At 68.2% G+C, this 14,088-nt stretch carries 9 protein-coding genes; 7 read left to right on the forward strand and 2 right to left on the reverse strand.

Annotated elements, in window-relative coordinates:
- Positions 1-110: 110 nt before the first annotated feature.
- The 5 genes from HLH27_RS13260 to HLH27_RS13280 all read left to right on the forward strand — a co-directional run bounded on the left by HLH27_RS13260 (position 111) and on the right by HLH27_RS13280 (position 8,558).
- Complete coding sequence (locus HLH27_RS13260) at positions 111-1,601, forward strand: mannitol dehydrogenase family protein (protein WP_182950512.1); 1,491 nt, start codon at positions 111-113, stop codon at positions 1,599-1,601.
- A 150-nt stretch (positions 1,602-1,751) separates the two neighbouring features.
- Positions 1,752-4,139 (forward strand): glucose/quinate/shikimate family membrane-bound PQQ-dependent dehydrogenase, encoded by a 2,388-nt coding sequence (locus HLH27_RS13265; RefSeq protein WP_182950513.1) that lies wholly within the window; start codon positions 1,752-1,754, stop codon positions 4,137-4,139.
- Positions 4,140-4,396: 257 nt separating this feature from the next.
- A complete protein-coding gene (locus HLH27_RS13270; protein WP_182950514.1) occupies positions 4,397-5,743 on the forward strand; it encodes a c-type cytochrome in 1,347 nt (448 codons plus the stop codon).
- 21 nt (positions 5,744-5,764) lie between these two features.
- Positions 5,765-6,238 carry a (2Fe-2S)-binding protein gene (locus HLH27_RS13275; RefSeq protein ID WP_182950515.1) on the forward strand — a complete coding sequence of 158 codons (474 nt, stop codon included), beginning with the start codon at positions 5,765-5,767 and terminating at the stop codon, positions 6,236-6,238.
- Positions 6,231-8,558, forward strand: a complete 2,328-nt coding sequence (locus tag HLH27_RS13280; RefSeq protein ID WP_182950516.1) for a xanthine dehydrogenase family protein molybdopterin-binding subunit — start codon at positions 6,231-6,233, stop codon at positions 8,556-8,558. Before HLH27_RS13275 ends, HLH27_RS13280 begins: the two co-directional genes overlap by 8 nt.
- A gap of 127 nt (positions 8,559-8,685) precedes the next feature.
- Here HLH27_RS13280 and HLH27_RS13285 read toward each other — a convergent pair whose 3' ends face one another.
- The gene (locus HLH27_RS13285) at positions 8,686-11,208 is read right to left on the reverse strand and encodes a TonB-dependent receptor plug domain-containing protein (protein WP_182950549.1); all 2,523 of its coding nucleotides are present in this window, start codon (positions 11,206-11,208) and stop codon (positions 8,686-8,688) included.
- A gap of 398 nt (positions 11,209-11,606) precedes the next feature.
- Here HLH27_RS13285 and HLH27_RS13290 point away from each other — a divergent pair, with 398 nt between their 5' ends.
- Positions 11,607-12,989 carry an MFS transporter gene (locus HLH27_RS13290; RefSeq protein ID WP_182950517.1) on the forward strand — a complete coding sequence of 461 codons (1,383 nt, stop codon included), beginning with the start codon at positions 11,607-11,609 and terminating at the stop codon, positions 12,987-12,989.
- Between the two features lie 119 nt (positions 12,990-13,108).
- Positions 13,109-13,501, forward strand: a complete 393-nt coding sequence (locus HLH27_RS13295; RefSeq protein ID WP_182950518.1) for a hypothetical protein — start codon at positions 13,109-13,111, stop codon at positions 13,499-13,501.
- A 110-nt stretch (positions 13,502-13,611) separates the two neighbouring features.
- Here the strand turns inward: HLH27_RS13295 and HLH27_RS13300 are convergent, their stop codons facing one another.
- On the reverse strand, positions 13,612-14,019 hold the full coding sequence (locus tag HLH27_RS13300; RefSeq protein WP_182950519.1) for a rhodanese-like domain-containing protein: 408 nt from the start codon (positions 14,017-14,019) through the stop codon (positions 13,612-13,614).
- Positions 14,020-14,088: the final 69 nt, after the last annotated feature.

The raw sequence follows: 14,088 nt of genomic DNA on the forward strand, positions 1-14,088 counted from the left end.
CAAGCCTTGCGTTCCCTCTTTCGACCCGCAATGACGGGATTCACCCTCGAAGCCGCGGGGCCGACACGCTGCCGGCCTGCCGACCCGCCATCAACCAGGGATCATCCCCCATGTCCGTCCTCCCCCCTTTCGGCCCGGTGCCCCCGGCCGTGCTGGTCCCGCCCTACGATCGCGGGGCCGTGCGCCCCGGCATCGCGCATCTCAGCGTCGGCAATTTCCATCGCGCGCACCAGGCCGTCTATATCGACCGCGTGCTGGCGCGGCCGGGCAACGCGCAATGGGGCATCCTGGGCGTCGGCGTGATGGACGACGCGCACGAACGCGCCAAGGCCGAGGCCCTGCTGGCGCAGAACGGGCTCTACACCCTGACCGAATGCCCGGCCGACGCGCCCGACACGGTGCGCTTCGTCGGCTCGATCGTGGAGTATGTGCACGCCCCCGCCGACCGCGCGGCGGCCATCCGTCGCCTGGCCGACCCGGCGATCCGCATCGTCAGCCTGACCGTCACCGAGGGCGGCTATTATGTGGACGAGACCGGCCGCTTCCAGCTCGACCACCCCGCGATCGCCGAGGACCTGGCCCGCCCGGTGCCCCACACCGTCTTCGGCCTGGTGACCGAGGCCCTGCGCCTGCGCCGCGAGGCCGGCACCGGCCCGTTCACCATCCTGTCCTGCGACAACCTGCCGCATAACGGCCGCGTCGCCCGCACCGCGTTCCTGACCTGGGCCCGCGCCCGCGATGCCGGGCTGGCCGAGTGGATCGAGGCCCACGTCACCTTTCCCAGCACCATGGTCGACCGCATCACCCCGGCGGTGGGCCCGCTGGACATCGCGCGGCTGGACGCCGGCAGCGGGGTCGACGACCGCGTGCCCGTCTTCTGCGAGGATTTCATCCAGTGGGTGATCGAGGACGATTTCTGCGCCGGCCGCCCGCCGCTGGAGGATGCCGGCGTGCTGTTCACCGGCGACGTCACGCCCTACGAGCAGGTCAAGCTGCGCATGCTCAACGCCTCGCATTCCATGCTGGGCCTGCCGGGCATGCTGATGGGCTACCGCATCGTCAGCGACATCATGCACAATCCCGACATCGTGGCGCTGCTGGAACAGTATCTGGCCCAGGATGCCGAGCCCCTGCTCCAGGCCCCCCCGGGCATGGAACTGCGCGACTACGCGGCCCGGCTGCTGCGCCGCTTCGGCAACGTGGCGATCAGCGACCAGTTGCCGCGCATCGCCTCCGACAGCGCGTCGAAACTGCCGCTCTTCGTCCGCCCCACGGCCGAGGGCACGCTGGCACGGGGGGCGGATGCCTCGCGCATCGCCTTCCTGCTGTCCTGCTTCGCCGAATATCTGCGTGGCCACGACGATAACGGCGCCACGTACGACATCCACGAACCCCACCTGACGCCCCAGGACCTGGCCCTGGCAGCCGACGAGGACCCGGCGAAGGCGCTGGACATGTCGGTGTTCGCCGGCTGGGGCCTGCGCGACCATCCCGCCTTCGTGGACCTGTTCGCCCACACCCGCGCCGCCCTGCGTGCAGGGGGCACCCGCGCGTGCCTCCGCCCGCTCGTCAGCCCCCCGGAATCGACCCCCGAAACCTGACCTCCGGCGAGGTCCACGGCGACACAGAAAGTTGATATCGTTTCACATCGCGTTGAAACGTTGTTACGCACCGCATGGCCGCCGTGATCGCGACGACCCCGAGCCCGTCGCGAATTCGCGATCCGTTTTTTAACAGTTATCGGATAGTTCATGAAAAATCGAAACGGGACGCCTCCCGTGCTTACCATTACCGCCGGGATATTCATCCTGATCGGCCTGTATCTGCTGGGCGGGGGCGCCTGGCTCGTCGCACTCGGCGGGTCGCCTTATTACGTCATCGCCGGACTGGCGATGCTGGTCACGGCGGGGCTGCTGTTCCGTGGACGACGCGAGGCCCTGTGGGTGTTCGCCGCCCTGCTGATCGGCACGATGATCTGGGCGGTGAAGGAAGCCGGCTTCGATTTCTGGGCCCTGGCCCCGCGCGGCGACGTGCTGGTGCCGCTGGGCATCTGGCTGCTGCTGCCGCCGGTCACGCGCCATCTGGGCCCGGCCGGCGTCGCGGGCGTGCTGCCGCTGCGCGCCTCGGTGGTGGCCGCCATCGCCGTCGTCGCCGCCGCCCTGATGCAGGACCCGCAGGACATCGCGGGCGCGCTGCCCCAGCTCGCCGCCAACGCGCCGACCCCGGGCGACGCCGCCGCGATGCCCGACGAGGACTGGCAGGCCTATGGCCGCACCCAGTTCGGCGACCGCTTCACCCCGCTGAAGCAGATCACGCCGGCCAACGTGCACGACCTGAAAGTGGCCTGGGTGTTCCGCACCGGCGACATGAAGCGGCCGGACGACCCGGGCGAATTCACCGACGAGGTCACGCCGATCAAGATCCGCGACACGGTCTATCTGTGCTCGCCCCACCAGATCCTGTTCGCGCTGGATGCCGCGACCGGCAAGCTGAAGTGGAAGTTCGATCCCAAGATCGCGTACAACGCCACCTTCCAGCACATGACCTGCCGCGGCGTGTCGTACCACGAGACCCAGCCGGGCGCCGAGACGATCGACGGCGCGCAGGCCCCGATCGACTGCCCGCGCCGCATCTTCCTGCCGACCAATGACGGCCATCTGTACGCGCTGGATGCCGAAACCGGCGACCGCTGCGCCCATTTCGGCGATAACGGCGTGATCGACCTCCAGGAGCACATGACGGTCAAGACCCCGGGCTTCTACGAGGCGACGTCCCCCCCGGTCGTGACCGACAAGGCCGTCATCGTCTCGGGCGCGGTGATGGACAATTACTCGACGCACGAGCCCTCGGGCGTCACGCGCGGCTTCGACGTCTATACCGGCCAGCTGATCTGGGCCTTCGACCCCAGCAACCCCGACCCGAACGAAATGCCGTCCGAGACGCACCATTTCGTCCCCAACTCGCCCAATTCCTGGATCGTGTCGTCCTACGACCCGAAACTGAACCTGATCTACATCCCGATGGGCGTGCAGACCCCCGATATCTGGGGCGGCAACCGCAGCGCGGACGCCGAGCGCTATGCCAGCGCGATCGTGGCGCTGAACGCCGATACCGGCAAGCTCTCCTGGTCCTACCAGACCGTGCATCATGACCTGTGGGACATGGACATCCCCGCCCAGCCCAGCCTGGTCGACATCCGCACGGCGGGCGGCGACATCGTGCCGGCGCTCTACGCCCCGGCCAAGACCGGCAACATCTTCGTGCTGGACCGCCGCACCGGCACGCCCATCGTCCCGGCGCCGGAAACCAGGGTGCCGCAGGGCCCGGCCCCGGGCGACCATCTCTCCCCCACCCAGCCCTTCTCCGAGCTGACCTTCCGCCCCAAGAACAACCTGACGGGCGCGGACATGTGGGGCGGCACGATGTTCGACCAGCTGATGTGCCGGATCATGTTCCACCAGCTGCGCTACGAGGGGCCGTTCACCCCGCCGTCGCTGCAGGGCACGCTGGTGTTCCCGGGCAATCTGGGCATGTTCGAATGGGGCGGGCTGGCGGTCGATCCGCAGCGGCAGATCGCCATCGCCAACCCCATCGCCATCCCCTTCGTCTCGCGCCTGATCCCGCGTGGCCCGTCCAACCCGGCCTCGCCGGACAATTCCAGCCCCTCGGGCTCGGAAACCGGCGTCCAGCCGCAGTTTGGCGTGCCCTACGGCGTGACGCTGAACCCGTTCCTGTCGCCGCTGGGCCTGCCGTGCAAGAAGCCGGGCTGGGGCTACATGGCCGGGATCGACCTGGCGACGAACAAGATCGTGTGGATGCACCGCAACGGCACGATCCGCGACAGCGCCCCGATCCCCCTGCCCTTCAAGGTGGGCATCCCCAGCCTGGGCGGTCCGCTGACCACGGCGGGCGGCGTCGCGTTCCTGACCTCGACGGCCGATTATTATATCCGCGCCTATGACGTCACCACCGGCCACCAGCTCTGGCAGGACCGCCTGCCCGCGGGCGGCCAGTCGACCCCGATGAGCTATGCGGTCGGCGGGCGTCAGTTCATCGTCACCGCCGATGGCGGCCACGGTTCGTTCGGCACCAAGCTGGGCGATTACGTGGTAGCCTACGCGCTGCCGGAGGCTCACTGACCGTCAACCCTCCGTCTGTGATGAAATGATCAATAATTTGTGATTGTTAAAATTCACGGTTTATTGATTAATCTTTTGTCACAATGCTTCCTGCCAGGTTGCAGGCTGCCGGGCGGCTCCATAATAGGGGCCGCCCGGCACAAGACGGACGAGGGGGCGGAAACCCGTTTCCACCCCCCGATGTCCGCACACACGGCGACCTGCCACCGCGCATGACAGAGGGGTGACGACATGCGGCTTCCGTCCACCAGTTATTCATGATCGGCCGCACCGCCATCCTGCGCCTTGCGGCCGGCGCGGCCGGCCTCGGCGCGGTCGCCGGCATCGGCTTCCTGGCCTATGCGCTGCACCCCGCCATCGCCCCGATCGCGCCCCCGGCCGCCTCCAGCTTCTCCGCCGACAGTGTCGAGCGCGGGCGCGTGCTGGCCGCCGGCGGCTATTGCGCGGAATGCCATACACGGCGCGACGGGCAGCAGGGCGTGCCCCTGGCCGGCGACTACGCCATGGCCACGCCGTTCGGCACCATCTATTCCAGCAACATCACGCCCGACGCCCAGACGGGCATCGGCCGCTGGTCGCTGGCCGCCTTCACCCGCGCCATGCGCCAGGGCGTGTCGCGCGACGGCGCCAACCTGTTCCCCGCCTTCCCGTTCGATCATTTCACGCACATGACCGACGGCGACATCGCCGACGTCTATGCGTATCTGATGGCGCAGAAGCCGGTGCACTCGGTCAAGCGCGAGAACACGCTGCCCTTCCCGTTCGACATGCGCATACTCCAGGCCGGCTGGAAGCTGCTGTTCCTGCACCCGGGCGCCTACACCAACGACCCGGCGCATGACGCCCAGTGGAATCGCGGCGCCTACCTGGCCGAGGGGCTGAGCCATTGCAGCGCCTGCCACACCCCGCGCAACGCGATGGGTGCCGAAAAGGCAAGCGCCCCCTATGACGGTGCCCCGGTCGACAACTGGATCGCCCCGCCGCTCAACGCCACCAACCCCACCCCCGTCACCTGGACGGAAAACGAGTTCTTCCAGTATCTGCGCTACGGCGTCGCCCCGCTGCACGGCAGCGCGGCCGGCCCGATGTCCCCCGTGGTCCATGGCGGGCTGAGCGAGATGCCGGAATCCGACGTCCACGCCATCGCCCACTACCTGGCCAATATCGACCATGCCGACGCCCGCCAGCCCGGCGACGCCCAGCATCTGGCGACGGCGATGGCCAGCTCGACCCGCGACCTGACGACGCCGCAGACCTCCGACCCCGATGCCCGGCTCTACCAGGGCGCGTGCTCGGCCTGCCATGCCAATACCGGCGCGCAGCCGGTGCTGGGCCGCCCCGAACTGGCGCTGAACAACGCGCTGTGGCTGGACGAGCCGACCAATCTCTACCAGGTCATCCTGCGCGGCATCGGCACCGAGGAAGGGCAGGAAGGCATCACCATGCCCAGCTTCTACCACGCGCTGACCGATGCCGACCTGGCGCGCCTGGCCGCCTATCTGCGCCGCACCCGCACCACCCTGCCGCCCTGGACCGACCTGGAGAAGAAAGCCGCCGCCGTCCGCGCGACGCTTCCGGCCCCACCGGTCGCCGCGTCCCATTGAGATGAGAGACGGAGCCCCGACATGACGAGTTTTCGGCTCAATGGCCACGACGTAACGGTCGACGTCCCCGAGGACACCCCTCTGCTGTGGGTGATCCGTGACGAGGTCGGCCTGACCGGCACCAAGTTCGGCTGCGGCATCGGCATGTGCGGCGCCTGCACCGTGCATGTGGGCGGCCGGGCCACCCGCTCCTGCATCACCCCGGTTTCGGCGGTGCAGGGCGCGGACATCACGACCATCGAGGGGCTGGACCCCGCCGGCAACCACCCGGTGCAGGAAGCCTGGAAGGACTTGCAGGTTCCGCAATGCGGCTACTGCCAGTCCGGCCAGATCATGCAGGCTGCCAGCCTGCTGCACGACTACCCCTCGCCGTCCGACGAGGATATCGACGCGGTGATGGGCGGCTCGCTGTGCCGCTGCATGACCTATATCCGCATTCGCGATGCCATCAAGAGGGCCGCAGCGGCCACGCGGGGAGAACCGTCCAATGGGTAAGCTCGGTCGGATGGGGCTGGGAAACCGCGCCGGAAACGAGGCCGAAAACGGTCTCTCGCGGCGCGGCTTCCTGATGGCGGCCGTGGGCACGGGGGTGATGTTCGGCTTCCCCGCCGCCCGCGCCGCCCAGCAATTCGCCGCCCCCGGCCTGCCGGGCGACGGCGCGTTCGAACCCACGATCTGGTGCGCCATCGCGCCCGACGGCACCATCACCGTCAACATCATCCGTGCCGAGATGGGCCAGCATGTCGGCACCGCCCTGGCCCGCATCATCGCGGACGAGATGAACGCGGACTGGAACCACGTAAAGATCAACTACGTGGACAGCGACCCGAAATGGGGCCTGATGGTCACCGGCGGAAGCTGGTCGGTGTGGATGACGTGGGACGTCTTCCGCCAGGCCGGCGCCGCCGCGCGCCTGGCCCTGACCGAGGCCGGCGCCGGCCTGCTGGGCGTGCCCGCCGCCCAGTGCACCACCCGCGACGGCATGGTGATCGCCGGCAGCAAGAGCATCGGCTACGGCGACATCGTCGCCCGCGCCCACCCCACCCGCAGCTTCACGCCCGACGAAATGGCCAAGCTGCCGCTGAAGCCGGCCTCCGAACGCCACCTGATCGGCAACGAGACGCTTAAGGCGCTGGACATCCCCGCCAAGACCAACGGCACCGCCATCTACGGCATCGACGCCAAGGTCGAGGGCATGGTCTACGCCCGGCCCAAGATGCCGCCCACACGCTACGGCTCGCGCGTGCGCTCGGTCGACGACAGCGCCGCCCGCGCCGTCAAGGGCTACCAGCGCTACCTGGTGATCCAGGACCCGTCGGAGGTCGTGCAGGGCTGGGTGGTCGCCATCGCCGACACCTACAGCGCCGCGATCCGCGCCGCCGACCTGCTGAAGGTCGACTGGGCGCCGGGCGAGACGGTCAACGTCTCGGAAAAGGACGTAATCGACCACGGCCGCGCCCAGATCGACCGCAAGGATGGCGGCGTGATGGTGTTCGACGACAAGGGCGTCGATTCCACCTTCGCCGCCGCCGCCTCGACCTTCTCGCAGGATTATACCTGCGCCTCGGTGCTGCATTACCAGCTCGAACCCACCAACGCGCTGGCGTTCGAGAAGGACGGCATCTTCGAGATCCACGCCGGCAACCAGTGGCAGTCGCTGATCCTGCCTACCCTGGCCAAGGCGCTGGACCGGCCGGAGAAGAGCATCGTCCTGCGCAGCTACCTGCTGGGCGGCGGGTTCGGCCGCCGTCTGAACGGCGACTACATGATCCCGGCGGCCCTGGCCTCCAAGGCGCTGGGCAAGCCCGTCAAGCTGATCCTGACGCGCTCGGACGACATGCAGTTCGATTCCTTCCGCTCGCCCTCGATCCAGCGCATCCGCGTGGCCTTCGACGGGCAGAAGGCGATCACGGCCATGGAATATCACGCCTCCGCCGGCTGGCCGACGCAGGTGATGGCCGCGGCCTTCATGTCCAAGGGCGTGGACGGCAAGCCGTACGACCCGTTCGCCATCGCGGGCGGCGACCATTGGTACGAGGTCGGGCCGCTGCGCGTGCGCGCCTTGTCCAACGACCTGGCCAACCGCACCTTCCGCCCCGGCTGGCTGCGCTCGGTCAGCCCCGGCTGGGTCAGCTGGGGCCTGGAATCCTCGTGGGACGAAATCGCCCATATCCAGGGCAAGGACCCGGTCCAGTTCCGGCTGGAGCACCTGACCGGCGCCGGCCGCAACAAGGGTGAGGCCCCCGATTCCACCGGCGGCGCGCTGCGCCAGGCGGCCGTGGTGCGCCGCGTGGCCGAAAAGGCGGGCTGGGGCCGCCCCATGCCCAAGGACACCGCGCTGGGCATCGCCACCACCTTCGGCCAGGAACGCGGCATGCCGACCTGGATCGCCTGCTGCGCGGAGGTCCATGTCGACCGCGCCACCGGCATCGTGCGCTGCCGGAAGCTGACGATCGTGGTCGATGCCGGCACCATCGTCGACCCCGACGGCGCCCGCGCCCAGACCGAGGGCGCGGCCCTGTGGGGCCTGAGCATGGCGCTGTTCGAAGGCTCGGAAATCGTGGGCGGCCTGCCCCGCGACCGCAACCTGAACACCTACACCCCGCTGCGCATCGCCGACGTGCCGGAGATGGAAATCGAATTCCTCCCCAGCACCGAAAAACCGACCGGCCTGGGCGAACCCGGCACCACGGTCGTGGCACCCGCCATCGGCAATGCGATCTTCAACGCCGTGGGCGTGCGCATGCGCCACCTGCCGATCCGCCCGGCGGATGTGCTGCGGGCGTTGAAGGAGAAAGGGGCTTCGGCCGCCTGATCGTCGTGCGGGGCGGCGCCTTCGGGGCGCCGCCCCGAACCCCGCCAAAGGGCGGTCGCCCTTTGGAAACCCAGTCGTTTTTCGATGGTTGGGAGGGGCAGGGATCCGGGGCCCTGCCGCCATTTCCTCAAAGGGTCAAATTGGCGCGCAGGTAGTAATAGCCGCCATTCATGTCCAGTTGCGACGTGCTCATGTAATATTGCGGCACGCCCAGATAGCGGTTTCCGTCCGGCACCCGGCTGGGCCGGGCGTCGAACAGGTTGTTCGCCCCCAGCGTGAACGACCAGTTGCGGTCGACGCGATAGGTGATGTCCAGGTTCGTGATGAATTTCGGCGTATTGCGAAACGGCAGGAAGACCGTGCTGGACAGCGAGCCGCTATTGGTCGCGCCGGTATAATAGGTCAGTTGCGACGTGGTCTGGCCGTACCGGATCTCGTGCACGCCCACCGTCCACGCCCCGCGCGTGAAGCGCCCGCCGAAGATCATCTTGCTGCGCGGATAGGCAGTGGTGATGTAGGCGATGCTCTGCGCGGACAGCAGCGGCTGCCCGGTCGCGGAATCCGCCTGATGGCTCAGGCGGGTCCGGTTCAGGTTGATGGCCACGTCCCAGTCGATCCGCCCGACATCGCCCAGCCGGGTCGGATAGGTCGCCGTCAGGTCCAGCCCCTGCGTGCGCGTGCTGGCCACGTTCGCAAACCAGTTGGTCGAGAGCGAGGCCGCCGTCCACTGGTCCGACCCGTCGGGCAGCGTAAAGCCGTTCAGCCCCAGGGCAGAGCGCGCCGCATCGCCGATGATGTTGCCGCCGGGCAGGATCTGGTCGCGCAGGTTGATCTGATAGACATCGACCGTCACATGCAGGTTCTTCACCGGCTCGACGATCACGCCGCCGGTCACGTTGGTCGAACGTTCCGGCTTCAGCTTCGAGGCCCCATTGGCCAGCGCCCCGGGCGAATTCGCCGCGATCAGCCCGCGCGCCGCGGTGGGCGAGAGCGTCAACGAACTGTAATGTTCCTGCGCCAGCGTCGGCGCATGAAAACCGTTGGAAATCGTGGCGCGGAACGCCAGCCACCGGAAGGCATCGTAGCGGGTGGAAACCTTGCCGGTCTCGGTATCGCCCACATCGGTATAATGTTCGAACCGCCCGGCCAGGTCGAGCTGCCAGTTCTTCAGCAGATGCGTCGCGACATCGACATAGCCGCCCACGACATCGCGATTGAAATTGCCGGCATTGCCCGCATTGGTCCCGGCCAGCGCATCCGATCCGCTGCCATAGGTCGAATCCGGCGATCCGGTCCCGACCGAATAGCTCTCGTAGCGATAGGTCGCCCCGCCGGCCACGTTGATGCTGTGCGGCCAGCCCTGGACATGAAACGCCCGGCTCAGGTCAAACGTATTGCTCCACTGGGAATTGTTGAATCCCTGGGCCGCGATGACCGTCGGCGTGCGGCCGGTATCGCGCGCGACCGCGAAATTCGCCGAATCCTTCAGGCCGATCGCGTCATAGTCGCGCCCGTAGACCGATGACAGGTCCCAGTTCCACCCCAGCACCACGCCCTTCACCCCGGCCGTGACTTCCCAGTCATCCTCGTCCAGCGTCTCCAGCGGCGAATAGCCGTTGGGATAGATGGCGGCATAGGCAGGATAATTCGCAAGCGAACCCGGCAGCCGGTAATTCTGAAACGCTTCCGCATGCCGGTGGGCATAGGTGGCCAGCGCATAGGCGTGGATATCGTCCGTCAGGTCGTACCCGGCCTTCACCGCCACGCTCTCGCGCGTCTGTTCCGGCCGGCCGAGGATCTTGTTGATCTTGGTCCCCGTCCGCAGGTCGGGCGCGCTGCGGAACGTATGGTCCTCATGTACGAAATCGCCGCTGACATGCACGAACCCGCGCGCGCCCAGCTTCGCGCCGCCATCCAGGTACACGCCCTGCTGGAACCCGTCCTTGGCCGCCGTGATGCCGGTGATCGATTCGGCGTTGAAACCGTGATCCTGCTTCTTGAGGATGATGTTCACCACCCCCGCCACGGCATCCGATCCATATTGTGCCGAAGCCCCGTCGCGCAGGATCTCCACATGGTCGATCGCCGCCATCGGGATCATGTCGATATCGACCGGCGTGGTGCCCTGCTGCGGCCCGCCATCGGCATAGAGATTGGCCGTGGTATGCCGCCGCTTGCCGTCCACCAGCACCAGCGTCTCGTTGGGGCTCAGCCCGCGCAGGCTGAAGGCCGAGGTCAGCGCACCGGTATCGAACCCCCCGGTCGGCAGCGTCAGCGACGGCAGCAACTGCCCCAGTGCCTCGCGCAAGGTCGGCTGCCCGGTCTGCGCAAGCTGCCGGGCCGAGACGATATCGATCGGCGCCACGCTGTCGCGCGCCTTTTTCCCGATCTCGCGCGTGCCGGTCACGATAATGGCCTCGCCGGCATCGGCCGGCCGGGCCGCCGGCGCGCCGGCTCCGACGGGGGCACCGACGGCGGCACCGACCGCCCGCACGGGGGCGGCCGCAGTCTTGCCGGCCTCCTGCGACGCCGTGCTCTCCGTCGTAGTCTCCGCCGCGTCGGCCGCCACGGCCCGCGCGACCGGCTGCACCGTCAGGATCGAGGCCGCCAGCAGCGCATGCCGGGGCCGCAGGCGGCAACCGGCCACCATCGTCCTTCTGCGGGCAGGCTCGACTTCCGGGGCGCGCGGGCTGAAGGGCGGCATGATGGCGGCTCCATAATATACAGTTTTATGACGTTGTTTTTAAAATAAACAACGCGAACGGCGCTTTCCTATCACCAACATTACACGAAGTGAATTTATCCCATACGCATTCCGATGCTTCCTGTCCCACCTGTGACATATGAGAAACAGTCTGTTGCAAAAACAAAACATGTAGGCGCAAGGGCGGAAATCCGCCGCCACGCCATGAAAACGCCCGCCCTGCCCCCCCGGAACGCTCTCCGACCGCCACGGCAACGCGCCGGCCGGGGCACGGGATTTCCGCGCGCCCCCTCTTATTTCGATGCGACATGGAAGTCGGGCATCCGGCGCGATATGGTCCGCCCATGCCGATCCTGCCCTATATCGTCGCCGCCACCTTCTTCATGGAGTATCTGGACTCCACCATCATCGCCACGGCCCTGCCGGCGATGGCACGCAGCTTCCATGTCGGCCCCAACGAACTCAGCCTGGGCATGACGGCCTACATGCTCACGCTGGCGGTCTTCATCCCGATCAGCGGCTGGATGGCCGACCGGTTCGGCTCGCGCACCATCTTCGCCACGGCGGTCGCGATCTTCACCGCCGCCTCGGTGCTGTGCGGCTTCGCCGGCAGTGTCGATGCCTTCATCGCCGCCCGGGTGCTCCAAGGGCTGGGCGGGGCGATGATGGTGCCGGTCGGGCGCTTCATCGTGGTGCGCAATACCGAGACCAGCCGCCTGATCCAGGCCATCTCGACCATCACCTGGCCGGCGGTGGCCGCCCCGGTGGTCGGCCCCACGGTCGGCGGGCTGATCGTGACATTCGCAAGCTGGCACTGGATCTTCTTCATCAACCTGCCGCTGGGCCTGGCGGTTCTGGCCGTCATCTTCGCCATCGTGCCGCAACAGTTCGGCGAGCGCCGCCCGCTGGACTGGGGCGGCTTCGTGCTGGGCGGCCTGGCGCTGACGGCCCTCCTGCTGGGCACCGAACTGGCCAGCAACACGCAGGCCAGCCCCGTACTGGCCACCCTGCTGTTCGGTGCCGGGCTGCTTCTGGGCACCGCCACCCTGCGCCACGCGGCCGGCCGCACCCATCCGCTGCTCGATTTCCGGCTGATGCGCCACCCCACCTTCGGCGTGACGGTGGCGGCGGGCACGCTCTCGCGCCTGACGATCGACGCCATTCCCTACCTGGTACCGCTGCTGCTCCAGATCGGCTTCGGCCTCACCGCCTTCCATGCCGGCTCGCTGATGCTGGCCTTCGCGCTGGGCAATCTGGGCATGAAGATGTTCACCACCCGCATCCTCACGCGCTTCGGCTTCCGCGCCACGGCGGCGGTCAACGCGGCTCTGGGCGCGCTGTTCGTGCTGCTGGCGGGCACGATGGTGCCGGCCACCCCGGTCACGATCCTGCTGCTGGTGCTGCTGGGCTGCGGCGTCACGCGCTCGATGCAGTACACGCTGCTGGCCACGCTGGGCTATGCCGATATCGGCCCCGCCGAAAAAGGCGCGGCCAGCACGCTGCTCAGCGTCACCCAGCAGATGTGCATCGGCATGGCCGTCGCCTTCGCCGCCCTCACCCTGCGCCTGACCGCGACCCTGCGGGGCGAACATCCCGCCACCGCGGCTTTCACCCCCGCCGATTTCCACTGGGCATTCCTGGTCGTCGCCATCCCGCTGATCCTCTCGATCCCGGGCTATCTGCGCCTCGACCGCACCGCCGGCGCCGCCCTGCGCCGGGCCTCCTGACCCGGCCATCCGCCCGACCTCACCGCCCCACGCATCGCGGCCCTGCACCCCCGTCGCTGGAACAACCGCGTCGATTCGGGCGTATGGACTGCATCACAGGGTCTGACGGAGTGCAGCAGATGCGGCGATTTCTGACGTTCGGGGCAATCACGCTCATGCAGGGCGTGGCGATCGCCCCGGTCGGGGCCCTGGCCCAGAGCGTCGGATATGGCAGTTACGACAACCGCGACAGCGGCACATATGCCAGCCCGGCCCCGCCGACAGTGGGCCAGGACGGGTCCTATCCCTCCGGGCAATACGGGTACGCCGGCCCGCAGACTTATCCGTCCCAGGCCTACCCGTCACAGGCCTATCCGACGCAATCCTATCCCACCCAGTCCTATCCTGCACAATCCTATCCCGCGCAGCCCCGCCCTGCCCGGCCGGTACCGCCGCAGGCAACGTCACCCGACACGGTCTGCACCGGCGGCCGGTTCTTCGATCACATGACGAAAACCTGCGAAAGTCCCTGACCCGCTCCCCGCCCAGCCGGGCCGGAGCCCACGGAACAAGCCGCCCCCAGGGGCCTGAATGCACGGGCGCGGGCGCGCGCCGGATCGAGCGCCAGCGCGCGCCCGTGGCGTCAGTTCTGGCGCCAGGGCAGGCCGTCGGCCTTCCATCCGGCCCGGGCGCCGCGATGGCCCTCGGCATCCAGCGGACCCTCGAATCCGTTCGCGACGTTGAACACGTGCGCAAACCCCGCCATCCGCGCCGCCATGGCGGCGGAATGGCTGCGCGCGCCGGAGCGGCAGATGAAGTGGATCTCGTGCTCCGGCGTCAGCCCCGCCGCCTGAAGCTGCTCCAGAAAGCGCGGATTCGGCTGGCCGCCGAGCCCCTGCCACGACACCGGAATCACCTGCTTGCCGACCGACGCCAGGTCGGGCAGGCCCACGAACATCCATTCCGCATCGGTGCGAACATCGACCAGCTGCGCCTGCGGGCGGTTGCCCAGCGCGTCCCAGGTCTGGGTGGGTGCTACGTCCTCGATCATCTTGTGTCCCATCGCAAGAATGCACATTGTGCGCCTGACGGGCGCCCGGCCCCGGCCGGGCGCATTCCG

This window comes from Gluconacetobacter takamatsuzukensis, assembly GCF_014174275.1.
Classification (GTDB): domain Bacteria; phylum Pseudomonadota; class Alphaproteobacteria; order Acetobacterales; family Acetobacteraceae; genus Gluconacetobacter; species Gluconacetobacter takamatsuzukensis.